The sequence below is a fragment of the Micromonospora sp. CNZ295 genome (assembly GCF_004217535.1).
This window is the reverse complement of record NZ_SHKZ01000001.1, coordinates 144,329-169,250: the sequence shown is the minus strand read 5'-3', so window position 1 is coordinate 169,250 and position 24,922 is coordinate 144,329. Positions and strand designations below refer to the sequence as shown.

Genomic DNA, 24,922 nt, shown 5'->3' with positions numbered 1-24,922 from the left:
GTGCCCCGTAACCGTCGACGGGGGCGGTCAGGTCTGGTCGTCGGGGTGCAGAACGCACCAGACCACCTTCCCGCCGGGCACGGCGGTGGTGCCCCAGCGCCGGGCGACGGTGTCGATCAGCAACAGTCCCCGACCACCCGCGGTGTGCCGGGGCGCCAGCCCGGTGTAGGACGGCAGCCGGGACGAATGGTCGCGGACGGCCAGGTGCAGGGCGCTGTCGCGGGGCGCCAGCCGGACCGTCATCGGCGTCCGGGCGTGGGCGACCACGTTGTTGGCCAGCTCGGTGACCGCGATGCAGCCCGCCTCGGTCAACTCGGGCACGCCCCACCGGGCGCAGCCGTCGCCGACCAGCTGCCGGGCCTGCCGGGCGGCGCCCACGACCGGGGCGAGGTCGGCGGTGAGCACCGCGGCCAGCGGGGAGGTGGCGCGGGCGGCCAGCGCGCCGTCCAGCGTGGGCCAGGCCGGGGTTCCGGCGACCGTGCCGGTGGGGTCGCAGAGCAGCAGCTCGGCGGCGGGCCAGTCGAGCACCGCCCGGCGCACCTCGCCGAAGACGTCGAACAGCGCCGGGTCGGTCGCCCGCAGGCCGGTCAGGTCGGCCACCAGCGGGCCGGGCCGGTCGACCAGCCGGCCGAGCAGCGCGTCCCGCACCGCGCCCGTGCCCGGCGGATCGAGCAACCCGCTCAACCGGACCACCCCGGACGACTCGTCCGGCTCCACGTGCACGCCGGTCGGCAGCACGGCCCGGTTCGGCCGGCCGCGCGACGCCCCCGCACCCGACCGGTCGCCACGGTCCATCAGCGACCTGCCCGTCCCCGCCGGGCCATCGCCGCGACGGTCCCGACCGCCGTTCCGGCCGCCGCCAGCCCGAACGCGGTGCCCATCCGGACCAGGTGGCGACGCCGGCCGTGCCAGCCGCCCTCGCGCTCCGCGCCGGCGTCCGGCGTGAACACGTTCCCGCTGCTGTCGAGGCGGGCGGCCGGGCCGAACTGGGTGCGGTGGGTGTACCAGCCGAGGGCCCGTTCGGCGAGCGCCGGGGCGACCCGCCACTGGAGGCCGAGGAGGCGGGCGGCGCCGCCGGCGTACGCCTCGCGGCGCGGCCGGCGCAGCATGCGGACGATGGTGTTCGCCACCACCTCGGGCGGGTAGACCGGGGGCGGTGGCACCAGCTCCTGTCCGCTGTGGTTGGCGGCGTGCCGGTAGAACGGGGTGTCGATCGTGGCGGGCAGCACCGTGCAGATCGAGATGTCACCCCGGCCGGTCACCCGCAGCTCCTGGCGGACCGTGTCGGCCAGCCCGCGGATCCCGTGCTTGGTGGCGTTGTACGCCGACTGGTACGGCATGGCCACCTCGGCCAGCACGGAGGCGTTGTTGACCACCACGCCGCCACCCGCCGCGGCGAGGTGGGGCAGTGCGGCCCGGATGCCGTACGCGGTGCCGAGCAGGTTGACCTCCAGCACCTGCCGGAACTCCTCGACCGGGATCTCGTCGAACAGCCCGACGGCGCTGACCGCCGCGTTGTTGACCCAACCGTCGATCCGGCCGAACTCCTCCGCCGCCCGCGCGGCGAGCCGCTCCACCGCCGCCGGGTCGGTCACGTCGGTCGGGACGACCACGGCGCGCCCGCCCAGCTCACGGCAGCGCTGGGCGACCCGGCGCAGGGCCGGGTCGCTGCGGGCGGCCAGGACGACGGCGGCGCCGCGGCGGGCGAGCGCGTACGCCGTCGCCGTGCCGATCCCGCTGGAGGCACCGGTGACCACCACGACGGCGTCGGCGAGGTTGCGGGTGAGAGGCATTCTCCGCCGGTACCCCGCCCCGGAGGGGTCATGCCAATCCGGGTCCGATCCAGGGTCCGCGTGGTCCTTGCTCGGCGGCAATCATCCGCGGCACCCGTCAGCCTCCTTCCGATCTGCCAGGTTTCGGCTCCCGGACCCCGGGTTAATGGGACCCTCTGACCGGGAGGACCACCGCTGAGAAGACCGCCTGGAGGTGACCATGCGCGTCGGCCTCGTCTGCGCGCACGCCGACCCGTCCCGGCGTGCCGGCGGCCCCGCCGTCGGCACCCATCAGCACATCGCCCGGATCGCCGCCGAACTGGCCGGACGGGGTCACGACGTCCGACTGTACGAACGCCGCGACGCCCCGGGCCCGGCGGCGACGGAGACGATCGACGGCTACCTGGTCGAGCGCGTCCCGGTCGGTCCCGCCGCCACGGTTCCCACCGCCGAGCTGGTCCCCTTCGTCGCCGAGTACGGCCGCTGGCTGGCCGAACGGTGGGCCGAGGAGTGGGCGCCGGAGGTGGTGCACGGGCACTACTGGATCGGCGGGCTCGCCGCCGCCCACGCGGTCCGGGAGACCGACATCCCGGTCGTGCAGACCTTCCACTCGCTCGGCGTGGAGCAGCTGCGCCACCTCGGTGCCCGCTACGACGCCCCGGACGAGCGGATCCCGCTGGAGCGGGCGCTCATCCGCGCGGTGGACGTCGCGGTGGCCCAGTCCAACGACGAGGTCGACGAGCTGACCCGGATGGGCCTGCAACGCACGTCGGTGGCGCTGGTCCCGCCGGGCGTGGACACCGGGCAGTTCCACCCGGACGGGGAGGCGGCGCCACGCGAGGCGCGACCGCGGATCCTCTCGGTGGCCGCGCTCGCCGCCGGTCACGGCCAGGAGGACCTGATCCGCGCCATGCGGCTGGTCGGCGACGCGGAGCTGGTGATCGCCGGGGGGCCGCCCGCCGAGCGGCTCGCCCGGCACGCCGAGGCGCGCCACCTGCGCGAGCTGGCCGAACGCAACGGGGTCGCCGACCAGGTGACCCTGGTGGGGGCGGTGCCGCACGAGCAGATGGCCACCTGGTACCGCTCGGCGGACGTGGTGGCCTGCACTCCGCACTACTCGTCCGCCGGCCGGGTGTCCCTGGAGGCGATGGCCTGCGGTGTGCCGGTCGTCGGCTACGCGATGGGCGGGATCGCCGACGCGGTGGTGGACGAGGTCACCGGGCGGCTCGTGCCCCCGGGTGACGTGCGCACGCTCGGGGTGATGCTGCGGCGGCTCATCGCGGACAACGCCGGGCGGTTCGCGTACGGGCACGCCGCCGTGGACCGGGTGCGGTGCAGCTACACCTGGGACCGCACGGCCGGGGCGCTGGAACGGCTCTACGAGCGGGTGGTCCGCCGCCGCAGGCCGGTCGAGGCCGCCTGACGGCCGGCCGCCGCGACCGCGCTCAGCCGGGACGGCCGGCGCCGACCATCGCCGGCTCCCGTTCGCCGGCGATGGCGTGGTGGTGCTGCGGCTCCGCGTACCGGGTCAGCCCGATCACCGCGGCGAGGGTGACCAGGAAGCCCACCGCGGCCAGCCACTCCCGCCCCGGCCAGATCTTGTCGTTGAGCAGCAGCAGCCCGACGACCGCCGCCGGCACCGCCCCGGCGGCGTCCATCGCCGCCACGGCCGCCGTGGTCGACCCGCGCTGCATGGCCAGGCCGAGCAGTAGCTGGCCGACGACCGAATGGGCGATCAGCAGGTACAGCAGCGGGTCGCCGACGAACGCCTCGACCGAGGGCGCGGACGCCAGCGGCCGGGCCGCCACGGCCGCCGCCGAGAACGCCAGTCCGGCCAGCGAGCCGAGCGCCACCGAGCCGGGCGACCCGTGCAGGCGGACCGCGAAGACGCCCAGCACGGCGATCACGCCGAGCGTGACCGCCAGGGCGATCAGGCCGGCGGTGCCGAGCTGCCGCGACGGCGCCGGCCGGGCCGACAGCACCAACCCGGTTATCCCCGCGAAGAGGAGCACCAGCAGGGCGACCTCGGCGGCCGGCAGCCGCCACTTGAGCAGCAGCACCCCGAGCAGGGCCGTCACGCCGAGCCCGGCCGCCACGCTGGCCTGGACGAGGAAGAGCGGCAGGTCCCGCCGGGCCAGGAAGGCCAGCACGAAACCGCCGACCTGGCAGCCCAGGCCCACCAGGTACGTGCGGTGGCCGGCGAGCCGCAGCAGCAGCCCCGGATCGAACGAATGGTGCACGGTGGTGCGGGCCACCGCGACCGACTGGAGCAGGTTGGCGATGCCGTACGCGACGATCATCGACGCGAGGAAGCACCAGCCGGATGAGACCACCTGGCGAGGATAGAGGTAGACGGAGATCAGCGCGCGGACGCCCGACCCAGACGGGTGAGGATTTCGGCGTGCAGCGCACCGTTCGTGGCGATCGCGCTGATCTCGGCGGAGGCGGCGTCAGCAGGGGCGGGACGCCCCGACAGGTCGGTGAACGCGCCACCGGCCTCGGTCACGATCGGCACCAGGGCGGCGATGTCCCACAGCGACAACTCGGGCTCGACCATCACGTCCAGTGCCCCCTCGGCCAGCAGCATGTAACCGTAGAAATCCCCGTACGCCCGGCTGCGCCAGGCGTCCCGCATGATCTGCAGGACCGCCCCCAGCCGGCCGTTCTCCTCCCAGCCGGTCAACGAGGAGTAGCAGAAGCTCGCGTCGGCCAGGTCGGCCACCGCCGACACCCGGATCGGCGTGCCGGAGGCCGGGTCCGGTCCGGCGTACGCGCCCGCGCCGAGCGCCGCCCACCAACGGCGGCCCAGCGCCGGGGCGGAGACCAGCCCGACGACCGGGCGGTCGCCCTCCAGCAGCGCGATGAGCGTGGCCCACACCGGCACACCCCGGATGAAGTTCTTCGTGCCGTCGATCGGGTCGACCACCCAGCGTCGCCCGTCCGGGCCGGCCGCGGGCTGCTCGCCGTACTCCTCGCCGAGCAGGCCGTCGCCCGGCCGGTGCGTCGCCAGCAGCGCCCGGATCTCCCGCTCGACGGCGGTGTCCGCGTCGGAGACCGGGGTGAGGTCGGGCTTCGCGTCCACCCGCAGGTCCAGTGCGCGGAACCGCGCGCTGGAGACCGCGTCGGCGGCGTCCGCGAGGCGGTGGGCGAGGGCGAGGTCGTCGGCGTACCCGGTCATGCCGCAGACGGTAGCGCCGGCCGGGTCAGCCGCCGGTTGGTGGGTCGCCCGGACCCCGTGGGTCGGGCTCGCCGCGCGGGTCACTCTCCCCGGCGCGGGAGGCGAGCAACCGGCGGTACGAGGCCAGCCGGCGCGGGTCGGCCTTGCCGGCGGCCACCCACGCGTCCAGACCGCAGGCCGGCTCCTCGGCGGTGTGCGGGCAGTTCGCCGGGCAGTCGACCGTGCCCTCCACCAGATCCGGGAAGCCGTGCAGGAGGCTGTCGGCGGAGACGTGCGCCAGCCCGAAGCTGCGTACGCCGGGCGTGTCGATGATCCAGCCGGGCCCCGCGTCATCGTCCTGCCCGGGGAGCGGCGGCAGCCGCAGCGCCACCGCGCTGGTCGAGGTGTGCCGGCCCCGACCGATCGCGCTGACCTGGCCGACCGCCCGGGCGGCGTCCGGAACCAGCCGGTTGACCAGCGTCGACTTGCCCACGCCGGAGTGCCCGACCAGCACCGAGATCCGCCCGGCGAGGAGGCTGCGCAGGGCGTCGAGGGCCGAGTCCGGGCGGATCAGCACGTACGGCAGCTCCAGCTCGGCGTAGTACCCGAGCACCCCCTCGGGCCCGGCCAGGTCGGCCTTGGTGAGGCAGAGCAGCGGCTCGACGTCGGCGTCGTACGCGGCCACCAGGCACCGGTCGATGAACCCCGTCCGCGGCGGCGGGTCGGCCAGCGCGCTGACGATCACCAGCTGGTCGGCGTTGGCGACCACGACCCGCTCCAGCCGGCCCTCGGCCGTGGTGGCGTCGTCCTCCGCGGTGCGGCGCAGCACCGAGCTGCGGTCGCCGATCCGGACGATCCGGGCCAGCGCGCCGGGCGCGGCCGACGTGTCGCCGACCAGCCCGACCCGGTCGCCCACCACGACCGACTTGCGGCCCAGCTCCCGCGCGCGCATCGCGGTCACCGGAGGCGCGTCGGGGTCGGTGCCGGGCAGCACGCAGGTGTAGCGGCCGCGGTCGACGGCGGTGACGAACCCCTCCACGGCGTCGGCGTGGCGCGGGCGCATCCGCGTACGGGGGCGCGAGGACTTCCCGGGCCGGACCCGTACGTCGTCCTCGTCGTACTCCCGCCGTTTCGTCGCCAGGACCCGCTCCCTCAGCTCTTGCCGGTCACCATCGCAGACCATAGTGCCGGAAACTCCGGCATCGTCTTGGAGGTGCAGGCGACGTCGCTCAGCTCGATGCCGGGCACGGCCAGGCCGGCGATCGCCGCGGCGTGTGCCATGCGGTGGTCGTGGTACGTCTCGAACACCCCGCCCCGCAACGGTCGGGGGCGGATCTCCAGCCCGTCGTGCGACTCGGTGAGGTCGGCGCCGAGGGCGGTGAACTCCCGGGCGAGCGCCGCGATCCGGTCGGTCTCGTGACCCCGGATGTGGGCGATGCCGGTGAAGCGCGACGGGGAGTCGGCGAGCAACGCCAGCGCGGCCAGCGCCGGGGTCAGTTCGCTCACGTCGGACAGGTCGGCGGTGAGGCCGTGCACGGCGCCGGTGCCCCGGACGGTCAGCCCGGCGGTGGACGGGGTCACCTCGCCGCCCATCGCCTGCAGCAGCGTGCGGAGCCGCTCGACCGGCTGGGCGCTGCTGCGCGGCCAGCCCCGCACGGTCACCTCGCCACCGGTGACCAGGGCGGCGGCGAAGAACGGCACCGCGCCGGACAGGTCCGGCTCGATCTCCCAGCCGCGGCCGGTGAGCGGGCCCGGCTCGACCGCCCAGACGTCCGGCGTGGTGTCGTCGACGGCGGCGCCGGCGGCCCGCAGCATCTGCACCGTCATCCGCAGGTGCGGCGCGGACGGCACCGGCGGGCCGACGTGCCGGACCACCACGCCCCGGTCGAAGCGCGGCGCGGCCAGCAGCAGCCCGGAGACGAGCTGGCTGGAGGCGGAGGCGTCGATCACGACCTCGCCGCCGGCGACCCGCCCGGCGCCGAGGACGGTCAGCGGCAGGCTCCCGGTGGGCGGCATGTCGATGCGTACGCCGAGGCGGCGCAGGGCGTCGATGAGTGGCCCGAGCGGGCGGACCCGGGCCTGCGGGTCGCCGTCGAACGTGATCCGCCCGTCAGCCAGGCCGGCGACCGGGGGCAGGAAGCGCATCACCGTGCCGGCGAGGCCGACGTCGACGTGCGCCGGACCGACCAGTGGATGCGGCCGGACCAGCCAGCGCTCGTCATCGCTGATCGACATGTGCGCGCCCATCGCCCGTAGGCCGCCGGCCATCAGCTCGGTGTCCCGGGCCCGCAGCGGGCCGGCGAGCGTCGACGGCCCGCTGGCCAGCCCGCTGAGCACCAGGGCACGCGCGGTCAGCGACTTGGAGCCGGGCAGGCGCAGCGTCGCCGAGACCGGGTCCGAGGCGGTCGGAGCGGTCCACGGCCGCAGCGGCCGGGTCGCGGTCAGATTCCCCACGGTTACATTCTGCCGCTTCCGGCGCCCGGTGCCGCCGGCCGCCCGGTCGTACTCCCGGTCAGCGGGACAGCCGATCGGCCGGTTGCGGGTTAGCGTGTGCGGCATGTGCGGGAGGTACGCGACGACCCGGTCCGCGGGGGACCTGAGCGCGCTGTTCGAGTCGTACGACGAGACCGGCGGCCGGCTCGGCCCGGACCACAACGTCGCCCCCACCGACCCGGTGCCGCTGGTCCGGGTCACCTCCGACGGCCACCGGGCGCTCTCGCTCGGGCGCTGGGGCCTCGTCCCGGCCTGGTCCCGGTCCCCGGCGACCGCCGCCCGCATGATCAACGCGCGCGCGGAGACGGTCGCGACGAGCCGGGCGTACGCCCGCGCCTTCGCCCGTCGCCGCTGCCTGGTGCCGGCGGACGGCTGGTACGAGTGGGTCCGCCACCCGGGCGGCAAGCAGCCGTACTACATGACGCCGCGGGACGGCTCGGTGCTCGCCTTCGCGGGCATCTGGTCGGTGTGGGACGGCCCTGACGGCCCGCTGCTGACGTGCAGCGTCGTGACCACCGCCGCCGTCGGTGACCTGGCCGAGGTGCACGACCGGATGCCCCTGCTGCTGCCTGCCGAGCGGTGGGGCGCCTGGCTGGGGCCGACCGACCGGCCGGAGGGCCTGCTCGTCCCGCCGCCGGTGGAGTGGCTGGCCGGGCTGGAGATCCGCCCGGTCGGGCCGGCGGTGGGCGACGTCCGCAACGACGGCCCGCACCTCGTCGAGCGGGTCGCCGCGCCGTTGCCCCGCGCCCGTGTGGTCGAGCCGGAGGAGATGACGCTCTTCTGAGTCCCGAGCCGCCGTGTCGCAGCGCGTTTTGCCAGGGTTCCGGGTGAAACGTCGCTGAGTTGTTCGTCCATGTTCCCCACTACCCCTTGTATTGACATCGGGAAGTGCGATAGAACACAGCGCCGGTGGTGGGCGTCGATTCGCACGGGGCGGACGACGTCCATCGATTCTGCCGGTCCCACGGGGGAGGTGGGTGGATGACCCGGGCACGTATGCCCCGTCCGCACGAGGTGGCCGCCGCACGACGAGATCCACGCCTGCTGCGAGCGCTGCGCGAGCGCCGGCAGGACGAAGCGTGGCGAACCAGAGGCACCTGCCAGAGCGTGGATCCGGAGACGTTCTTTCCGGCGCCCAACGAACCGGCCGATGCCGCTGTGGCGCTCTGCCGCACCTGCGAGGTGCAGGGCTCCTGCCTGGCCTGGGCGCTGGACGTCGGTGACTGCCACGGCGTCTGGGGCGGCACCACGCCCCGCGAGCGCCGGGCCATGCTGGTCGCCTGGCGCAGTGAGGTGCAGCCCGACCCGGACGCCGCCGACGAGGCGGGCCCGCCGGTCCGGGACCGACTGCTCACCCTGATGCCGCTGGGCCGCTGAGCCGCCACGGTGGTGTTCCCGCCGCACGCTTGATCCACTCGACGTCTCGCGGTCAGCGCGATCCGCGTGCCGTCGAGTGGATCAAGGTTCCGCGCTCCGTCCGGGTGTCCTGTCGGGTGGCGCACCGGGTGGCGCGTCGCTGGGCCGGCGGCGGGCGGCCCAGAATGGCTGCGTGCCGCTTACCGAGGAGATCGTCACCCCACGCGGGCCAGCCCGGGTGGACCTCGACCTGCCGCCGTCGGCCGGGCCGCCGGTCGCGTTGTTGGTGCTCGGACACGGCGCGGGTGGCGGCGTGGACGCGCCCGACCTGGTCGCGGTCCGGGACGCCGCGCTGGCCGCCGGGCTGGTCGTCGGGCGGGTGACACAGCCCTACCGGGTGGCCGGCCGGCGCGCCCCCGCACCGGCGGGGCAACTCGACGAGGCGTGGACGGTCGTGGTGTCCGCGCTGCGGGAGCGCTGGAGCGGCGTACCCCTGGTGGTCGGCGGCCGGTCCAGCGGCGCGCGGGTGGCCTGCCGCACCGCGACCGGGGTCGGCGCCGCAGCCGTGGTGGCCCTCGCGTTCCCGCTGCACCCACCGGGCCGCCCGGAACGGTCCCGGGCCGGCGAGTTGGCGACCGGCGTCCCGACGCTGGTGGTCAATGGCGACCGTGACCCCTTCGGGGTGCCGGAGGCGGGGCCGGCGGTGCGGGTGGTGACCCGCCCGGGGGAGCGGCACGACCTGCGCAAGGATCCGGCCGGTACGGCGGCGGTGGTGCTCGACTGGCTGCGCGCCGGCGGCTGGGCGGCGCGCTGAAGCCGGCCCCCGGGGCGGGCTTCGCATCGGACGGACGGGTCGACCTGTCCGGTGAGGCGTGACCGGGGTGGGAAAACCTCGTTGCTCCGGATGGTGCCGTATGCCCCGGTTCGGGGGCGCGGCACCGGTCCTCCCAGGCCCTTCCTGGTCCCAGCGTCGGTCTCCGCCGAGGTCGAGCCGGGACCAGGAACGGGGCCTGCGGCCGGAATGTCCGGCCCGTCGGTACGCGTTGCACCCGGCGGACGACTTTTCCGACGAGGGGGGTGACCGGTGCCGACCGACACGCAGGCCCGGGAGCGGGACGAGCGCGGCGCGCGGCAGCTGCGCCAGCTGCTGGACGGCCCGAAGTGGCCGGCGGTGAGCGCGGGCACAACCGGTGGAATTGAATCTGGCGTTGAGCGGGTACACGTATCCTCGGCGGGGAAGCATCCGACGCGAGGGGATGTGCGGTTGACCACCGAGAAGACGGACGAACGCAGGGCCCGGTTCGAACGGGATGCGATGCCCTTCGTCGATCAGCTCTACGCTGCCGGTCTGCGGATGACCCGCAACCCGGCGGACGCCGAGGACCTGGTCCAGGAGACGTATCTGAAGGCGTACGCCGCCTTCCACCAGTTCGAGCAGGGCACGAACCTGAAGGCCTGGCTGTACCGGATCCTGACCAACACCTACATCAACTCCTACCGTCGACGGCAGCGACAGCCGATCCAGGCGCCGACCGACGAGATCACCGACTGGCAGCTCGCCGAGGCGGAGTCGCACACCTCCAGCGGTCTGCGCTCGGCCGAGACGGAGGCGCTGGACCGGCTTCCGGACAGCGACGTCAAGGAGGCCCTGCAGGCGCTGCCGGAGGAGTTCCGGCTGGCCGTCTACCTCACCGACGTCGAGGGCTTCGCGTACAAGGAGGTCGCCGACATCATGGGCACGCCGATCGGCACGGTGATGTCGCGGCTGCACCGCGGCCGTCGTAATCTGCGCAAGCTGCTCGAGCAGTACGCGGCGGAGCGGGGCTTCACCTCCGCGTCGGCCAAGGGCTCGACCGCCGCCGCCGGTCGGGAGGTGTGACGTGAGCTGTGGAGAGCCGCACGAGACGGACTGCCGCGAGGTGCTGGCGGAGGTCTACCTCTACCTTGACCTGGAGTGCGCCGAGGAGCGCCGCACGCTGATCCGGATGCATCTCAACGAGTGCGGGCCGTGCCTGCGCGAGTACGGCATCGAGCAGGAGGTCAAGGCGCTCGTCGCCCGCTGCTGCGGCAACGAGACGGCCCCCGAGCAGCTGCGCGAGCGGCTCCGGGTCAAGCTCACCGAGCTGGTGGTCTTCGAGACGAGCGAGTCGCGCGAACTGGCGGACTGACAACAGGGACGTGCTGAGGGCCCGGGTCGGACGACCCGGGCCCTCGTCTTTCGCGGCTCAGGAGTTGGGGCGCTTGCCGTGGTTGGCGGCGCTCTTCTTGCGAGCCTTCTTCTTGCGAGCCTTCTTCGCCATGGCGACCTCCTCGTGTTGGTCGTTGGCCGTCGCCGGCGCCCTCGACGCCGCGGCGCACCGACCCGGTCCGACCCGCTGATGCTAGTGCCGTCAAGGAGGAGCGCCGCCCGCCGGGGCCGTAGCCGGTACGCCGCGCCGGCCGACCCGCCGGAGCGGGCGCGGCCGCGGCGGAATGGATCAACCTGCGGGCGACCCGCTCCGTGCCCGCTGTGGCCCACCGTCATGATTGGATACGTCGGCAGGCAGTCACGAGAGAAGGGGCCGGGAGATGGCCGAGGAGATCCGCGCCGAGATGGTGGCGAACGTCTGGAAGGTCGTCGCGTCGGCCGGCGACACCGTGTCCGAGGGGGACACGCTCGTGATCCTGGAGTCCATGAAGATGGAGATCCCGGTCGTCGCCGAGTCCGACGGTGTCGTGCAGCAGCTCGCGGTCAACGAGGGCGACGTGGTGCAGGACGGCGACCTGATCGCGGTGATCGGTTGAGCCTCCGGGTACGCCTCGCAGCGCCGGCGGACCACCCGGCGGTGGCCCGGCTGACGGTCGCCGCGTACGAGGCGGACGGGCAGCTCAAGGGCGAGAACGGGTACGCGGCGGTGCTCGCCGACGTGGCCACCCGCGCCGAGCACGGCGAGGTGCTGGTCGCCGTCGACGAGGCCAGCGACGCCGTGCTCGGATCGGTGACGTTCGTGCTGCCCGGCACCCGGTACGCCGAGCTTTCCGGGCCGGGTGAGGCGGAGTTCCGGATGCTCGCGGTGGACCCGGCCGCGCAGGGCCGTGGGGTCGGCGCCGTCCTCGTGGAGGCCTGCGTGGCGCGGGCGATTGAGCTGGGCTGCGCGGCCGTGGTGATCTGTGTCCGGGACGGTTTCGCCGCCCCGGCGCGGCGGCTCTACCAGCGGCGGGGGTTCGTCCGCGTACCGGAGAAGGACTGGTCCCCGCTCGACGGTGTGCACCTGCTCGGCCTGCGCCTGGATCTGCCGGCCTGACCGGCCGGCGACCGGGCTCCCGTGGAGTCAGGCGGACCCGTCGCCGGCGCGGGAGCCGATGCCGGCGAGCAGTTCGTCGGCGACCTCCAGCGCGAGCTGCCTGCGCTCGGCGTCCGAGACCTCCGGTGCCCGCACCGCGAACCAGCTGGTGTGTACGGCGAAGAGGGCCAGGACGGCCCGCAGTTGTGCCTTGGCTGAGGTGTCGCCGCCGCAGAGCACGCTGGCCAGCCGGAACATTCGCTCCCGCATCCGCTGGCCGGCGGTGAGGCTCTTCAGCACCGTCTGGTTCTGTTCGAAGAAGCGCATCACCGAGGGCAACTGCCCGGTGAACATGGTGTCCGCGTAGCGGCCCAGCACCGCGCGCCGGGTGGCGAGGGTGTCCGGCTGAGCCTCGGCCCAGGCGACGAGGTCGTCCATCTGGTCGAGGCGGTCCTCGACGAAGCTGCTGACGATCTCGTCCTTGCTCTTGAAGTGGTAGTAGAGCGCCGCCTTCGTCACGTTGAGTCGCTCGGCGATCTCCCGCAGCGAGGTCTTCTCGTACCCCTGCTCGGTGAAGAGTTCCAGCGCGACGGCCTTGATGCGCTCCCGCGTGCCGCCTGTGTTCTCCCTCACCCTCACCACCTGGTTCGCTTGACCGCTGTTCGATACCCAACTTACCGTCCGGCTAGTAAGCTGGCTAGCCGGTCGGCAAGTAAGCTGCATTCGTCCCGGGGGGAGCCTATCCATGGCCCACGCAGCGCAGGCGCCGGCACGACCCAATGTCCGGATCGTGCTCTTCGGCCTGATGATCGCCATGATGCTGGCGATGCTCGACAACATGATCGTCAGCACGGCCCTGCCGCGGATCGTGGGGGACTTCGGCGGGTTGGACCACTTCACCTGGGTGGTCACCGCGTACGTCCTCGGCACCACCGTCTCCACCCCGATCTGGGGCAAGCTCGGTGACCTCTACGGCCGGAAGACGATCTTCCTGACGGCCGTGGTGATCTTCCTGATCGGGTCCGCGCTCTGCGGGATGGCCGGCTCGGCAGTCTTCGGCGGGCCGGGCGACGGGATGGTGGAGCTGATCGCCTTCCGGGCCGTGCAGGGTCTCGGCGCGGGCGGCCTGATGGTCGGTGTCATGGCGATCATCGGCGACCTGGTGCCGCCCCGCGAGCGGGGCCGCTACCAGGGCATGATCGCCGGAATCATGGCCATCGCCATGGTGGCCGGTCCGCTGGTCGGCGGCTTCATCACCGATCACCTCTCGTGGCGCTGGGCGTTCTACGTCAACCTGCCGCTGGGCGGCGTGGCGCTGGCGCTGCTGGCCGCCACCCTGCGCCTGCCCCGACACCGCACCGAGCACCGGATCGACTGGCCGGGCGCCGCGCTGCTGTCGGTCGGCATCACCGCCATCGTGCTGATCACCACGTGGGGCGGCAACGAGTACGACTGGGGTTCCCCGGCGATCCTCGGCCTGGCCGCGCTCGCCGTGGTCGCGCTGGTCGCCTTCGCGCTCGTGGAGCGGCGGGCCGTCGAGCCGATCCTGCCGCTCGGGCTCTTCGCCAACCGCAACTTCGCGCTGATCTCGATGATCGGCTTCCTGCTCGGGTTCGCGATGTTCGGCGCGATGAACTTCCTGCCGCTCTACCAGCAGACCGTGCAGGGCGCCTCGGCCACCAACTCCGGCCTGCTCCTGCTGCCGCTGATGTTCGGCATGCTGGTGGTCTCGCTGGTGGTCGGCCGGGCGATCACGAAGACCGGACGCTACCGGGCGTTCCCCATCGTCGGCGGCGTCGTGATGACCGCCGGCATGGCCCTGCTGACGCGCCTCGACCTGCACACCAGCAAGCTGGAGTCCTCGCTCTACATGGTCGTGCTCGGTGTCGGCATGGGTTTCCTCATGCAGACCTCCATGCTCATCGCGCAGAACAGCGTCGAACAGCGCGACCTCGGTGCGGCGAGCGGAGCGGCCACCTTCTTCCGCTCGATCGGCGGCTCGTTCGGCATCTCGCTCTTCGGGGCCGTCTTCGCCAACCGGCTGGCCGACTCGCCGGCCGGGGGGTCGTTCGGCGGCGGCGGCGAGGCGGGCGCGGCCATGGACCTGGAACGGCTCCGGGAGCTGCCGACCCAGGCCCGGGAGTTGGTCCTCGGCGGCCTCGCCGACTCGATCTCGCACGTGTTCCTCTGGGCGGTGCTGTTCACCGTCGCGGTGCCGGTGCTCGCCTGGTTCGTCAAGGAGATCCCGCTGCGCACCGTGAACATCCCGCCGCCGGCCCCGGCCGACGAGCCGGAGCCCACCCTCGCGAAGACCCCCTGACCGGCGTTTACCGAGGCCGCAACTTCCCTGAAGGTGCGGCCTCGCCGCGTCACGCGTCAGGAGGCAGCACCTTCAGGGAAGTTGCGCGGATCAGGCGGGCCCCGCGAGGCGGGTGGCTCCGCTGCGGGTGTGGTCAGGGACGGCGGAGGAGCGCGATGAGGTGCCGCCAGAGGCGGCGGAGGCCGCCCGGGGTGGGCGATCCGGATGGTGGGGCGCCGATCAGGGCCCGGGCCAGCTCACGTGTCTCCGGGGCCAGGCCGGGGGTGGCCAGCGCCAGGTGACCCAGGGACGCGGCGACCGGGACCGGCCGGGTCGCCGCCACCTCCGCCGCGTCGGCGAGCCGCTCGGTGACCACCGTGGCGACGTCGGCGCGCACCGCCGGATCGACCCAGGCGGCGGTGACCAGGGCGAACAGTGCGGCCTCGGTGGTCCAGTCCTCGGTTTCCCAGACCAGGTCCAGCAGCACGGCCCGGCGGGTGGACGCCGGCCACGGCTCGTCGGTGCGGTGGTGCAGCAGACCCAGGCAGGCCCACACCTGCACGCTGCGGACCCACAGCGCCGGATCCTGGCCGTCGAGGACGCGGCCCAACCCGGTCGGCGGGGGTGCCGGCGGGTGGGCCAGCAGGCCGAGCAGGTCCGGCAGGTCCAGGGTGGCCAGGGCGACGGCCGCGTCGTACGCCGCCGGCGGGTGGGGCCACGCCGGGTGCACGAACTGCCGTAGGTGCTCGGCCGCCTCCGGCGAGGGCGGCGGGACGGCGGGCTCGACGGCCGCACCGTCGTACCGCCAGAGCTGCCGCCCGGTCGCGCGCCGCGGTTCGCGCGGGTCCGGGTCGGGCGCGCCGATCACCTCGATCCGCAGGCCGGGCGCGGCCGCGCGGAGGGTACGCAGGGCGCTCGGCGGTGTCGGCGACGCCAGCCGGAGGACGCCGCCCGGAACGTCTCCGGAGGCCGCCCGCAGCGCGCCGGCGACCGGGCCGGTGGCCGGGGTGACCTGCCCGAGCCACGGCCGGCCGGTGCAGGACTCGGCGAGGTCGGCGTGCTCGTGGGAGTCGTCCGGGTGCTCCCGCGCGAAGTCGGCGAGCGCGACCAGGTGCGCCACGTCGCCGTCGCGCCGGAAGCGCAGCCGGTACGCGGTGTGCACGGCACAGTCGAATGACGGGTCCCGGGCCAGCGCCCGGTCGATCCAGTCGAGGGCGTCGTCCAGCCGCCCGTGGTCGGCGAGCGTGCCCGCGATGTCGGCGTAGACGGCCAGGTCGTCCGGGTCGTGGGCGACGGCCCGTTCGAGCGCGGCCAGCGCGTCCCGGATCCGGCCCGCGCTGCGGTACGCGTACCCGAGCCACACCTCGCCGATCTTCGACGGCTCGGCGCGTACGCCCCGGGTCGCCCAGCGGATCGCCAGGGCGACCTCGCCGATCCGCCGGGCCAGCGCGGAGGCCGCCCCGAGCAGGAGAGCGTGCTCGGGGTGGACGGTCACCGCGTTGCGGGCCAGCACCAGGTACGGGGTGAGGGCGGCCCGGCCGGCGCGGGGCACCGGGTCGGGCGTGGCGGCGCAGATCTGCATGAGGATCCGGGCCGTGCGGTCCGGGTCGAGGCGTTCGGCCAGGTCGGGAGCGGTCACCCAGGGCACCTCCGCCCACGGGGTCGCGGGCGCGTGGCCGGTGGCCGCGACGAGCAGGTCCAGCCCCTCGGCGGGGCGGCCGGCGGCGGCGAGCAGGTGGGCGCGGGCGACCACGGTGCCGACGAACACGTTCCGGTGCAGGGGGAAGAGGTCGAGCCCGCCGTCGCCGGCCACCGCGAGCCGGGCGAGGAGTTCGTGTGCCTCGGGCAGGGTCGGTGCCTGCGCCAGGGCGCCGGCGACGTGCGTGGCGGCGTGCGCCAGGTCGCCGTCGGCCAGGGCCAGTCGGGCCAGGGCCAGTTCCTCCGCCGCCGGCAGGTCTCGCTCGTCCGGGGACACGTCGTCCTCTCGCGTTGGTGCTCTCGGGCCGGGTCAGCGTAGGTGATGTTGAGGATTCCTTGTGATCATCTGCGCGATGCTGCTCGTTGCTTTGCCTGAAGCCGGCCAAACGTGCAAGACTGAGCAGGAAACGCGCGGTAATCGCGCACTGGGAGGAGCTTCCGTGACGCGTCCAGGGGCCGGCATGGCCGCCGACATCGACGAGCAGCCGGCGGGATATGCGCGGCTGCTCTCCGCCGAGCACGCCGGTGCGATCGCCCGCGTCGCCGCCGCCGTCGCCGACCGCCGGCCGCGGCACGTGGTGTTCACCGCGCGCGGCACCTCCGACCACGCCGCGCTCTACGGCGCGTACCTGACCGAGATCCGGCTCGGCCTGCCCGCCGGGCTCGCCTCGCCCAGCTCCGTCACCGTGTACGGCGCGCGGCCGGACCTCTCCGACGCGCTCGTCGTCGGGGTGAGCCAGAGCGGCGGCTCCCCCGACCTCACCGAGGTGCTGCGGGCCGCCCGCGCCTCCGGCGCGCTCACCCTGGCGGTCACCAACGCGCCCGACTCGCCGCTCGCCGGGGTCGCCGAGCTGAGCGTCGACATCGCCGCCGGGCACGAGCGGGCGGTGGCCGCCACCAAGACGTACACCGCGGAGCTGCTCGCGCTGCTGATGCTGGTGGAGGGCGTCCGGGCCGGCGACGGCGTGCTCCCCGCCGCCGAGCGGGCGGCCCTCGACGCGCTGCCCGAGCTCGCCACCCGCGCCCTCGCCGACGAGACCCCCGCCCAGCTGGCCCCCCGCTACCGGTTCGCCGCACACCTCGTGACGACCGGCCGGGGGTACGCGTACCCGACCGCGCGGGAGGCCGCGCTCAAGCTGATGGAGACCTCGTACCTGCCGGCGCTCGCCTTCTCCGGCGCGGACCTGCTGCACGGCCCGCTCGCCATGACCGACCCGGACGTGCCGGTCCTCGCGGTGGTCGGCTCCGGCCCTGGCGGCCGGGCCATGGGAGAGGTGCTGCCGCGGCTGGGCGAACGCCGTGCGGACGTGGTGGTGGTCGGCTCCGCCGACGTGCCGGGAGCGACGCGGATCGCCGTCCCCGAGGTGGACGAGCGGTACGCCCCGCTGCTGGACATCCTGCCGCTGCAGCGCCTGGCGCTGGCGCTCGCGCTGGCCCGGGGCGAGGACCCGGACGCGCCGCGGGGCCTCAAGAAGGTCACCGCGACGATGTGATCGCCGCCGTGGCAGGCTGGTCACCGTGTCCACGCTGCGCGACCTCGCCGAGGAGCACACCCAGCTCCGCCCGGCCGACATCGACCACCTGCACCGGATCGCGGGCGACTGGCAGCTGCTCTCCGACCTCTCCTTCGCCGACCTGCTGCTCTGGGTTCCGGTGGACGGGGACGGGACGTTCCTCTGCGTGGCCCAGGTGCGGCCGACGACGGCGCCGACCGCGTACCAGGACGACCAGGTGGGGCGGATCGTCGGCGGGCCGGAGGTGGCCCACCTGGAGGTCGCGTACCGGCAGGGCCGGATCTGGCGGGAGGGCGACCCGGTCTGGTACGGGGACGTGCCCGCGCGGCACGAGGCGATCCCGGTGCGGCTGCGCACCGCCGACGGCGAGCACGGCGAGGTGATCGCGGTGGTCGGGCGGGACACGAACCTGTCGACCGCCCGTACGCCCAGCCAGCTGGAGCTGAACTACCTGACCACCGCGGACGACCTGGCGCAGATGGTCGCCGACGGCACCTTCCCGCCGGCCCGGCACCAGGGGGAGACGACGTCGGCCCCCCGGGTCGGCGACGGGCTGGTCCGGCTGGACGCGAGCGGCAAGGTGACGTACGCGAGCCCGAACGCGCAGTCGGCGTACCGCCGGCTCGGCTACGCCGCGCACCTGGTGGGCGAGGATCTCGCGGCCCTGCACCGCCGCCTCGCCGCGGATCCGCTGGACGGCACCGACGCCGCCACCGGGGTCCTCGCCGCCCTGCGCGGCGAGGCTCCGCCGCGCCGCGAGATCGAGGCCCGCGGGGCGACGATGCTCACCCGGGCGCTGCCGCTGATGCCCGCCGGGGTGCCCATCGGCGCGCTGGTGCTGGTCCGCGACGTCACCGAGGTACGCCGCCGGGACCGCGCCCTGATGACCAAGGACGCCACCATCCGGGAGATCCACCACCGGGTGAAGAACAACCTCCAGACCGTCGCGGCCCTGCTGCGGCTCCAGGCCCGCCGGGTGGGCATACCCGAGGCCCGGCTCGCGCTGGAGGATTCGGTACGCCGCGTCGCCTCCATCGCGCTGGTGCACGAGACGCTCTCCATGTCCAGCGACGAGGTGGTCGAGTTCGACGGGATCGTCGACCGGGTGGCCAGCGCGGCGACCGAGGTGGCCGCCACCGAGTCGACGGTCCGGATGCGCCGGCAGGGCAGCTTCGGCGTGCTCCCCGCCGAGGTCGCCACGTCGCTGGTGATGGTCCTCAACGAACTCCTGCTGAACGCCGTGGAGCACGGCTTCCCGTCGGGCGGCGAAGCCCCCGCGGGCGACGGGTCCGGCCCCGCCCCGGAGGTGGTGGTCTCGGCGCACCGGTTCCGCAAGATGCTGCACGTCTCGGTGGCCGACAACGGCAGCGGGCTGCCCGCGGAGTTCGACGCCGAGAGCGGCGGGAACCTCGGCCTGCAGATCGTCCGCGCGCTGGTCACCGGTGAGCTGCGCGGCACCATCGAGCTGCGGGCGAGCGCCAGCGGTGGCACCGAGGCGACGCTGGTGGTGCCGCTCGTCCGGCCGTGAGGTGCGGGGTGGGGCCGGGGGTCAGCGGCTCAGTAGGGCGACGGTCAGGCCGGCGGGGTGCCAGATCCCCTCGGTGGTCCAGCCGGCGCGCAGCGCGGCCCCCTTCGCGCCGGGCAGGGCGGCGAGCGGATCGGCGCGCCGGCCGGCGACCACGAGCCAGACCCGGCCGGCGCCGGCCAGACACTCGGCCGGGCGCGCGCACTCGGCCGCCCACAGGTCGCCCCGGCGGGCCTGGTCGGCGGTGACCAGCACGTCCCGCGGGCGGCGGTCACCGAGGTGGTACTCCAGGCCCAGGTCGAGGAAGAGCCAGCTCTCGCGCGGTGCGTAGACTACCGCGTCGCCCGGCCGCTGGCCGGCGGCCACCACGCGGGCGGCCCCCGCGTAGTCGACCGTCGCGGAGCGGGGCCACTCGTGGGTACGGCGCAGCGTCGCCTGATCCGGCAGGCCGAGCGCGCCGGCCAGCGCCACCACGCCCACCGCCGGGAGCAGCGGCACGCCGGCCAGCGCCGCGCCGGCCAGCAGACACCCGAACGGCACCACGAAGACCAGGTAGCGCGGCACCCAGAGGGGCATCAGCACGCCGGCGGCGAAGACCAGCAGCACCGGCAGCAGCACCGCCGCCCCGGGCAGCAGCGCCCGCCGGCCCAGCCGGGCGGCGCCGAGCGCCGCCAGCCCGACCAGCAGACCCCCGACCACCCCGCTCTGGGCCACCCCGCCGGCCAGGCCGGCCAGGTCGGCGGGGCGCGCGGCGTCCACCCAGTCGAGCTGGCGGGCACGCTGCCCCCGGGCGACCACCAGCAGCGGCCCGACCAGCAGCGCCGCCGGCACGAGCGCGAGCAGCCAGGACGCGGCGGTCCGCCAGCCGCGCCGGGCGGCGGCGAGAACGGCCACTCCGTGCGCCGCCAGCAGCGTGAGCGCGACCAGGTGGGTCAGGCCGAGCGCGGCCACCGCCACGGCGTACCCGGCCCAGCGCGCTACGCGACGCGCCGGGCGGGTGCCCGGCGGCGGGTGCAGGGCGGTGACGAGCAGCAGCGTGGCCAGCACGGCCAGGGCGGTGGCCAGCGCGTAGGGGCGGGCCTCCTGCCCGTACCGGGAGGTGCCGGGGAGCACCGCGAAGAGCAGGCCGGCCAGCAGCCCGGCGGACCGGCCGGCCAGCCGCTCACCGAGCACGGCGGTCAGGGCGGCGGCTCCGGTCATCGCGAGCGCGGCCGGCAGCCGCAGCGCCACCGCCGAGTCGCCCGCCACGGCCAGCCAGCCGTGCATGAGCAGGTAGTACGGCCCGGTCGCGGCGTCGATGGTGCCGGCCAGCCGGAGCAGGTCGCCGGTGGAGCGGGTGGCGGCGCTCCAGGTCGCCAGCTCGTCCCGCCAGAGCTGCGCCCGGTCCAGACCGGTGAGCGTGACCGCGAGCGCCAGCAACGCCGGCGGCAGCCCCACCGGCAGGCGCCGCGTCACGGACATTCCGCCCACGTCGCCGAGCCTCGCACGGCACCGGCGCCCGGCGTGGCCGGTTACCGACGACCGCCGGCCCGTGATGTGGGATGCCGCACGGACACGTTGGCCGGTCCTGTGACGCTGTGGCAGCATGACGTCATGACCGCCGCTGTCGACCGCCGCTTCGTGGCCCGGCGCCACGTCGATTACGGCCGCGTGCGCAGCGCGATCTGTCCGGCCCACTGACGACGCCCGACCCATTCCGTCTCGGGCGCTGCGCGCCGGCTGTTCCGACACCGTTGTCCCCAGCCCGTTCCACACGGGTAGGCCGCTGCGCCCGCGCATCCCCGAGCCACACGAGACAACGGAGGACGCCGCGATGGCGGTCAGCAGCATTCCGGACCGGCCGGAGGACCCCCGACCGGTCCGGGCTCCCCGCCGGCCACGCGGGGAGGGCCAGTGGGCGCTCGGTCATCGCGAGCCGCTCAACGCCAACGAACGGATCAAGAAGGACGACGACCCGCTCAACGTCCGGGCGCGGATCGAGAACATCTACGCCCACCGGGGCTTCGCCTCGATCGACCCGCAGGATCTGCGCGGCCGGTTCCGCTGGTGGGGTCTCTACACCCAGCGCCGGGCCGGGATCGACGGCGGGCGCACCGCCGTGCTCGAGCCGCACGAGCTGGAGGACGAGTTCTTCATGCTCCGGGTACGGGTCGACGGTGGCGAGCTGACCCTGGCCCAGCTGCGGGTGGTCGCCGACATCTCCCGGGAGTTCGCGCGGGACACCGCCGACATCACCGACCGGCAGAACATCCAGTACCACTGGGTCCGCATCGAGGACGTGCCGGAGATCTGGCGGCGGCTGGAGTCGGTCGGCCTGCAGACCACCGAGGCGTGCGGCGACTGCCCGCGTGTCGTGCTGGGCAGCCCGGTCGCCGGCGTGGCCCGCGACGAGGTGCTCGACCCGACCCCCGCGCTCGACGAGATCGTCGCGCGGTACGTGGGGGACAAGCAGTTCTCCAACCTGCCGCGCAAGTTCAAGACCTCGATCTCCTGGCTGGTCGACACCCCGTACGAGGCGAACGACGTCGCGTTCCTCGGTGTCGAGCACCCCGAGCACGGCCCCGGCTTCGACGTCTGGGTCGGCGGCGGCCTCTCCACCAATCCGATGCTCGCCAAGCGGCTCGGCGTCTGGGTGCCGCTGCCCGAGGTGCCGGACGTGTGGGCGGGCGTGGTCGGCATCTTCCGGGACTACGGCTACCGGCGGCTGCGCAACCGGGCACGGCTGAAGTTCCTGGTCGCCGACTGGGGGGTGGCGAAGTTCCGGGAGGTGCTGGAGAAGGAGTACCTGGGCGGCGCCCTGCTGGACGGGCCGTCGGCCGAGCTGCCGGCGAAGCCGATCGACCACATCGGCGTGCACGAGCAGCGCGACGGGCGTAGCTACGTCGGTGCCGCCCCGGTGGTCGGCCGCGTCTCCGGCAGCCAACTGGCCCGGCTCGCCGACGTCGCCGAGGCGCACGGCAGCGGCCGGGTACGGCTGACCCCGTACCAGAAGCTGCTGGTGCTCGACGTGCCGCCGGAGCGGACCGGATCCCTGGTCGAGGCGCTGCGCGGGATCGGTCTGGAGGCGCGCCCGTCGGCCTGGCGGCGCGGCACCATGGCCTGCACCGGCATCGAGTACTGCAAGCTGGCCATCGTCGAGACCAAGGCGCGCGGCGAGGAACTGGTGGCCCGGCTGGAGGAGCGGCTGCGCGACTTCGACGCCGACATCTCGATCCACCTCAACGGCTGCCCGAACGCCTGTGCCCGCACGCAGGTCGCCGACATCGGCCTGAAGGGCCAACTGGTGGTCGGCCCGGACGGCCGCCAGGTGGAGGGCTTCCAGGTGCACCTCGGTGGCGGCCTCGGCATGGCGCAGGGACAGACCGCCGGGTTCGGCCGCAAGCTGCGCGGTCTCAAGACCACCGCGGCGGAGCTTCCGGAGTACGTGGAACGGCTGGCCCGGCGGTACCTGGTCGGCCGGAACGAGGGCGAGACGTTCGCCGACTGGGTGATCAGGGTCGACGAGGAGGAACTCAGATGAGCGAGCGAATCAGCCGGCGCAGTGCGGTGGAGCCTCGTCGCGGCACCTACCGGAGCGAGGTGGCGCGATGAGTGACTCCCGGTCCGTGCCGCTGTACTGCCCGTACTGCGGGGAGGAGGACCTGCGGCCGAGCGAGGCCGGCCACGGCGCCTGGGAGTGCCACGCCTGCGCCCGGGTCTTCACCGTGAAGTTCACCGGCCTGCTCTCGACGGCGGTGGCCCGATGAGTCTGGAGTCCGCCGCCGGCCTGGGGCTCGTCGGCGTCGGCGGGCCGGAGCGGGCCGAGCCGGGGCGGCGGGATCCGCGGGAGCTGCGTGCGCTGGCCGAGACGGCCGGCCGGGAGCTGGCGGGCGCTCCGGCCCTGGAGATCGCGCGATGGGCCGCGGAGACCTTCGGGGACCGGTTCTGCGTCACCAGCTCCATGGCCGACGCGGTGCTGGCCCACCTGCTCTCCCGGGTCGCGCCCGGTGTGGACGTGGTCTTCCTGGACACCGGGCTGCACTTCCCGGAGACGCTCAAGGTGCGCGACGAGGTGGCCCGGACGCTGCCGGTGAACGTCCGGTCGATCCGGCCCCGGCTGACCGTCGGCCAGCAGGACGGCGAGTACGGCCCCCGCCTGTTCAACCGCTCCCCGGACGACTGCTGCCAGCTGCGCAAGGTGGAGCCGTTGGAGCGGGCGCTCGCCGGGTACGACGCGTGGGCCGCCGGGCTGCGCCGGGACGAGTCCCCGACCCGGGCGAACACGCCGGTGGTGACCTTCGACGCGCGTCGCGGCAAGGTCAAGGTCAACCCGATCGCGGCGTGGACGCAGGCGGACGTGGACGGGTACGTCTCGCGGTGGAACGTGCCGGTCAACGAGCTGTTCAGCCGCGGCTACGGCTCGATCGGCTGCTGGCCCTGCACCCGCCGTACGAAGGCGGGGGAGGACCCGCGCGCCGGTCGCTGGGCGATGTTCGAGAAGACCGAGTGCGGGCTGCACGTCTGACCGGGCCGGACCCGGTCGTCCTGGTCGCCCACGGCAGCCGGGACCCGCGCGCCGCCGAGGCCACCCGGGCACTGGCCCGGGCGGTCTCCGCCGCCCGGCCCGGCCTGCGGGTGCTGCCCAGCTGGCTGGACCACACCCGTCCCGGGCCCACCGAGGTGCTGCGGGAACTGGCCGCCGCCGGCCACTCCCGGGTGGTCCTGGTGCCGCTGCTGCTGACCGCCGCGTACCACCGGCGGGTGGACATCCCGGAGGCCGTGGCGGCGGCGCGCGCCTCGGCGCCGGAGCTGGCGGTGCTGGTGACCGACGTGCTCGGCCCGGCCCCGGGACCGGTCGACCAGGCCCTGCTGGCCGGCCTGCGGCGGCGGCTCGTCGAGGCGGAGCCCGACGGGTACGACGGGCTGGTGCTCGCCGCGGCGGGCACCCGGGACCCGGCCGCCCGGGCCTCGGTGGGGCGCGTCGCGGCCGCCCTGGCGACGGCCCTGGACACCCGGACCCGCGTCTCGTACGCCTCGGCCGCCCCGCCGGGCGCCGGCGCGGCGGTGGCCCGCCTGCGGGCCCAGGGCACGCGGCGGGTGGCGGTGGCCGCGTACTTCCTGGCGCCGGGCCTGTTCCACGACGCGGTGGCGGCGTCGGCCCGGGACGCCGGCGCCGTGGCGGTGGCCGCTCCGCTGACCGACGCACCCGAACTGGCCGACCTGGTCCTCCGCCGGGTGGACGCGGTGCACGGAGGGGACCCTTCGCAACGCCCCCGGTGGTAGCGGGACCCCTTCCTGACATGCCCCGGTTCGCACCGGCTCCGGGCAGCAGAACGCCCCGGCGGCTGAGCCGACCGGGGCGTGTGCTATTTCGGTTGGTGGTCAGGCGGTGTGAGCGCGCAGCACCCGGAGGCCGCCGCGACGCTTGACGGCGCGCCGCTCCTCCTCGCTCATCCCGCCCCAGACGCCAGCGTCCTGACCGGACTCGAGGGCCCACTGCAGGCACTGGTCGGTCACCGGGCAGCGCCGGCAGACAGCCTTGGCCTGCTCCACCTGCAGGAGGGCCGGACCGGACGTCCCGATCGGGAAGAACAGCTCCGGGTCCTCGTCGCGGCAGACAGCATGGTGACGCCAGTCCATGGCGGCAACACTCCTCATTCTGGATGGGTGGCAGATGTTGCAGTGGTGCTTTTCCTATATGCGTCCGCAGTGCCGGCCGTGACGGTTCGCGTACGGCGACCCGGCAGTGCGTGAGCAGGCTGTTGGTTCCGTGGACCTGCTTGGACAACTCAACCTGCTGAGCGTGCCCAGGCAATGTCCCGGTAACTCAAGTTCGCTTGTGAATACTTTCACGAACAGTCGCGAT

25 protein-coding genes and 1 pseudogene are annotated in these 24,922 nt (G+C 74.6%); 15 read left to right on the top strand and 11 right to left on the bottom strand.

All coding sequences use genetic code 11. From position 1 onward, the window contains the following. Nucleotides 1-27: 27 nt before the first annotated feature. Both EV376_RS00740 and EV376_RS00735 read right to left on the bottom strand, forming a co-directional pair. Complete coding sequence (locus tag EV376_RS00740) at nt 28-795, bottom strand: ATP-binding protein (protein ID WP_130320241.1); 768 nt, start codon at nt 793-795, stop codon at nt 28-30. Beyond that, entirely contained in the window at nt 795-1,793 is a 999-nt protein-coding gene (locus EV376_RS00735) for an SDR family oxidoreductase (protein ID WP_130320240.1), read from the bottom strand. The genes EV376_RS00740 and EV376_RS00735 overlap by 1 nt, the downstream gene beginning before the upstream one ends. 199 nt (nt 1,794-1,992) lie before the next feature. On the opposite strand from EV376_RS00735, the gene EV376_RS00730 reads away from it, so the two are divergent. Beyond that, on the top strand, nt 1,993-3,195 hold the full coding sequence (locus tag EV376_RS00730) for a glycosyltransferase (protein ID WP_130320239.1): 1,203 nt from the start codon (nt 1,993-1,995) through the stop codon (nt 3,193-3,195). Here EV376_RS00730 and EV376_RS00725 read toward each other — a convergent pair. The 4 genes and pseudogenes from EV376_RS00725 to aroA all read right to left on the bottom strand — a co-directional run bounded on the left by EV376_RS00725 (nt 3,150) and on the right by aroA (nt 7,383). After that, nucleotides 3,150-4,072 (bottom strand): annotated as a pseudogene (locus tag EV376_RS00725) (hypothetical protein). The gene EV376_RS00730 and the pseudogene EV376_RS00725 sit on opposite strands and share 46 nt — an antisense overlap. Nucleotides 4,073-4,131: 59 nt before the next feature. Further along, on the bottom strand, nt 4,132-4,950 hold the full coding sequence (gene hisN, locus EV376_RS00720) for a histidinol-phosphatase (protein ID WP_130320238.1): 819 nt from the start codon (nt 4,948-4,950) through the stop codon (nt 4,132-4,134). Between the two features lie 25 nt (nt 4,951-4,975). Continuing rightward, entirely contained in the window at nt 4,976-5,992 is a 1,017-nt protein-coding gene (rsgA, locus tag EV376_RS00715; protein ID WP_486482482.1) for a ribosome small subunit-dependent GTPase A, read from the bottom strand. Between the two features lie 89 nt (nt 5,993-6,081). Then, the gene (gene aroA / locus EV376_RS00710) at nt 6,082-7,383 is read right to left on the bottom strand and encodes a 3-phosphoshikimate 1-carboxyvinyltransferase (protein ID WP_130320236.1); all 1,302 of its coding nucleotides are present in this window, start codon (nt 7,381-7,383) and stop codon (nt 6,082-6,084) included. Between the two features lie 103 nt (nt 7,384-7,486). Between aroA and EV376_RS00705 the strand changes: the two genes are divergently transcribed. The 5 genes from EV376_RS00705 to rsrA all read left to right on the top strand — a co-directional run bounded on the left by EV376_RS00705 (nt 7,487) and on the right by rsrA (nt 10,946). After that, nucleotides 7,487-8,206, top strand: coding sequence for an SOS response-associated peptidase (locus EV376_RS00705; protein ID WP_130320235.1), 720 nt, complete (start codon nt 7,487-7,489; stop codon nt 8,204-8,206). Nucleotides 8,207-8,403: 197 nt separating this feature from the next. Continuing rightward, nucleotides 8,404-8,799, top strand: a complete 396-nt coding sequence (locus EV376_RS00700; RefSeq protein WP_130320234.1) for a WhiB family transcriptional regulator — start codon at nt 8,404-8,406, stop codon at nt 8,797-8,799. 172 nt (nt 8,800-8,971) lie between these two features. Beyond that, on the top strand, nt 8,972-9,592 hold the full coding sequence (locus tag EV376_RS00695; protein ID WP_130320233.1) for an alpha/beta family hydrolase: 621 nt from the start codon (nt 8,972-8,974) through the stop codon (nt 9,590-9,592). A gap of 270 nt (nt 9,593-9,862) precedes the next feature. Beyond that, nucleotides 9,863-10,657, top strand: a complete 795-nt coding sequence (locus EV376_RS00690; protein WP_130320232.1) for a sigma-70 family RNA polymerase sigma factor — start codon at nt 9,863-9,865, stop codon at nt 10,655-10,657. Nucleotide 10,658: 1 nt separating this feature from the next. Beyond that, nucleotides 10,659-10,946 carry a mycothiol system anti-sigma-R factor gene (gene rsrA / locus EV376_RS00685; protein ID WP_130320231.1) on the top strand — a complete coding sequence of 96 codons (288 nt, stop codon included), beginning with the start codon at nt 10,659-10,661 and terminating at the stop codon, nt 10,944-10,946. A gap of 57 nt (nt 10,947-11,003) precedes the next feature. On the opposite strand, the gene EV376_RS30615 is transcribed toward rsrA, so the two are convergent. Continuing rightward, nucleotides 11,004-11,078, bottom strand: a complete 75-nt coding sequence (locus EV376_RS30615; RefSeq protein WP_370461611.1) for a 50S ribosomal protein bL37 — start codon at nt 11,076-11,078, stop codon at nt 11,004-11,006. Between the two features lie 268 nt (nt 11,079-11,346). Here EV376_RS30615 and EV376_RS00680 point away from each other — a divergent pair, with 268 nt between their 5' ends. After that, nucleotides 11,347-11,562 carry a biotin/lipoyl-binding carrier protein gene (locus EV376_RS00680; RefSeq protein ID WP_091068708.1) on the top strand — a complete coding sequence of 72 codons (216 nt, stop codon included), beginning with the start codon at nt 11,347-11,349 and terminating at the stop codon, nt 11,560-11,562. Further along, complete coding sequence (locus tag EV376_RS00675; protein ID WP_130320230.1) at nt 11,559-12,062, top strand: GNAT family N-acetyltransferase; 504 nt, start codon at nt 11,559-11,561, stop codon at nt 12,060-12,062. Before EV376_RS00680 ends, EV376_RS00675 begins: the two co-directional genes overlap by 4 nt. A gap of 27 nt (nt 12,063-12,089) precedes the next feature. Here the strand turns inward: EV376_RS00675 and EV376_RS00670 are convergent, their stop codons facing one another. After that, nucleotides 12,090-12,674: a TetR/AcrR family transcriptional regulator gene (locus tag EV376_RS00670; RefSeq protein WP_486482481.1), complete on the bottom strand. Its 585-nt coding sequence runs from the start codon at nt 12,672-12,674 to the stop codon at nt 12,090-12,092. Nucleotides 12,675-12,786: 112 nt separating this feature from the next. Between EV376_RS00670 and EV376_RS00665 the strand changes: the two genes are divergently transcribed. Beyond that, nucleotides 12,787-14,361: an MDR family MFS transporter gene (locus tag EV376_RS00665; RefSeq protein WP_130320228.1), complete on the top strand. Its 1,575-nt coding sequence runs from the start codon at nt 12,787-12,789 to the stop codon at nt 14,359-14,361. A 133-nt stretch (nt 14,362-14,494) separates the two neighbouring features. On the opposite strand, the gene EV376_RS00660 is transcribed toward EV376_RS00665, so the two are convergent. Further along, complete coding sequence (locus EV376_RS00660) at nt 14,495-16,315, bottom strand: tetratricopeptide repeat protein (RefSeq protein ID WP_130320227.1); 1,821 nt, start codon at nt 16,313-16,315, stop codon at nt 14,495-14,497. Nucleotides 16,316-16,499: 184 nt separating this feature from the next. Here EV376_RS00660 and EV376_RS00655 point away from each other — a divergent pair, with 184 nt between their 5' ends. Both EV376_RS00655 and EV376_RS00650 read left to right on the top strand, forming a co-directional pair. Next, nucleotides 16,500-17,531, top strand: coding sequence for an SIS domain-containing protein (locus EV376_RS00655; protein ID WP_130328470.1), 1,032 nt, complete (start codon nt 16,500-16,502; stop codon nt 17,529-17,531). Between the two features lie 25 nt (nt 17,532-17,556). Next, nucleotides 17,557-19,080, top strand: a complete 1,524-nt coding sequence (locus EV376_RS00650) for a PAS domain-containing sensor histidine kinase (protein ID WP_130320226.1) — start codon at nt 17,557-17,559, stop codon at nt 19,078-19,080. A gap of 21 nt (nt 19,081-19,101) precedes the next feature. On the opposite strand, the gene EV376_RS00645 is transcribed toward EV376_RS00650, so the two are convergent. Continuing rightward, nucleotides 19,102-20,547, bottom strand: a complete 1,446-nt coding sequence (locus tag EV376_RS00645) for a glycosyltransferase family 39 protein (RefSeq protein WP_486482480.1) — start codon at nt 20,545-20,547, stop codon at nt 19,102-19,104. A gap of 343 nt (nt 20,548-20,890) precedes the next feature. Here EV376_RS00645 and EV376_RS00640 point away from each other — a divergent pair, with 343 nt between their 5' ends. From EV376_RS00640 to EV376_RS00625, 4 genes are all read left to right on the top strand, one after another. Continuing rightward, nucleotides 20,891-22,597: a nitrite/sulfite reductase gene (locus tag EV376_RS00640; RefSeq protein ID WP_130320224.1), complete on the top strand. Its 1,707-nt coding sequence runs from the start codon at nt 20,891-20,893 to the stop codon at nt 22,595-22,597. A 67-nt stretch (nt 22,598-22,664) separates the two neighbouring features. Then, nucleotides 22,665-22,823, top strand: coding sequence for an IS1 family transposase (locus EV376_RS00635; RefSeq protein WP_130320223.1), 159 nt, complete (start codon nt 22,665-22,667; stop codon nt 22,821-22,823). Next, nucleotides 22,820-23,581 (top strand): phosphoadenylyl-sulfate reductase, encoded by a 762-nt coding sequence (locus EV376_RS00630; protein ID WP_130320222.1) that lies wholly within the window; start codon nt 22,820-22,822, stop codon nt 23,579-23,581. The genes EV376_RS00635 and EV376_RS00630 overlap by 4 nt, the downstream gene beginning before the upstream one ends. Then, nucleotides 23,563-24,339 (top strand): CbiX/SirB N-terminal domain-containing protein, encoded by a 777-nt coding sequence (locus EV376_RS00625; protein ID WP_130320221.1) that lies wholly within the window; start codon nt 23,563-23,565, stop codon nt 24,337-24,339. The genes EV376_RS00630 and EV376_RS00625 overlap by 19 nt, the downstream gene beginning before the upstream one ends. Before the next feature lie 99 nt (nt 24,340-24,438). On the opposite strand, the gene EV376_RS00620 is transcribed toward EV376_RS00625, so the two are convergent. Further along, nucleotides 24,439-24,696, bottom strand: coding sequence for a WhiB family transcriptional regulator (locus EV376_RS00620; RefSeq protein ID WP_025616811.1), 258 nt, complete (start codon nt 24,694-24,696; stop codon nt 24,439-24,441). Nucleotides 24,697-24,922: the final 226 nt, after the last annotated feature.

Coding starts and splice junctions, on each gene's coding strand:
- EV376_RS00740 (WP_130320241.1), bottom strand. CDS start 795: ATGGACCGTGGCGACCGGTCGGGTGCGGGGGCGTCGCGCGGCCGGCCG.
- EV376_RS00735 (WP_130320240.1), bottom strand. CDS start 1,793: ATGCCTCTCACCCGCAACCTCGCCGACGCCGTCGTGGTGGTCACCGGT.
- EV376_RS00730 (WP_130320239.1), top strand. CDS start 1,993: ATGCGCGTCGGCCTCGTCTGCGCGCACGCCGACCCGTCCCGGCGTGCC.
- hisN (WP_130320238.1), bottom strand. CDS start 4,950: ATGACCGGGTACGCCGACGACCTCGCCCTCGCCCACCGCCTCGCGGAC.
- rsgA (WP_486482482.1), bottom strand. CDS start 5,992: ATGCGCCCGCGCCACGCCGACGCCGTGGAGGGGTTCGTCACCGCCGTC.
- EV376_RS00705 (WP_130320235.1), top strand. CDS start 7,487: ATGTGCGGGAGGTACGCGACGACCCGGTCCGCGGGGGACCTGAGCGCG.
- EV376_RS00700 (WP_130320234.1), top strand. CDS start 8,404: ATGACCCGGGCACGTATGCCCCGTCCGCACGAGGTGGCCGCCGCACGA.
- EV376_RS00680 (WP_091068708.1), top strand. CDS start 11,347: ATGGCCGAGGAGATCCGCGCCGAGATGGTGGCGAACGTCTGGAAGGTC.
- EV376_RS00665 (WP_130320228.1), top strand. CDS start 12,787: ATGGCCCACGCAGCGCAGGCGCCGGCACGACCCAATGTCCGGATCGTG.
- EV376_RS00655 (WP_130328470.1), top strand. CDS start 16,500: ATGGCCGCCGACATCGACGAGCAGCCGGCGGGATATGCGCGGCTGCTC.
- EV376_RS00640 (WP_130320224.1), top strand. CDS start 20,891: ATGGCGGTCAGCAGCATTCCGGACCGGCCGGAGGACCCCCGACCGGTC.
- EV376_RS00635 (WP_130320223.1), top strand. CDS start 22,665: ATGAGTGACTCCCGGTCCGTGCCGCTGTACTGCCCGTACTGCGGGGAG.
- EV376_RS00630 (WP_130320222.1), top strand. CDS start 22,820: ATGAGTCTGGAGTCCGCCGCCGGCCTGGGGCTCGTCGGCGTCGGCGGG.
- EV376_RS00620 (WP_025616811.1), bottom strand. CDS start 24,696: ATGGACTGGCGTCACCATGCTGTCTGCCGCGACGAGGACCCGGAGCTG.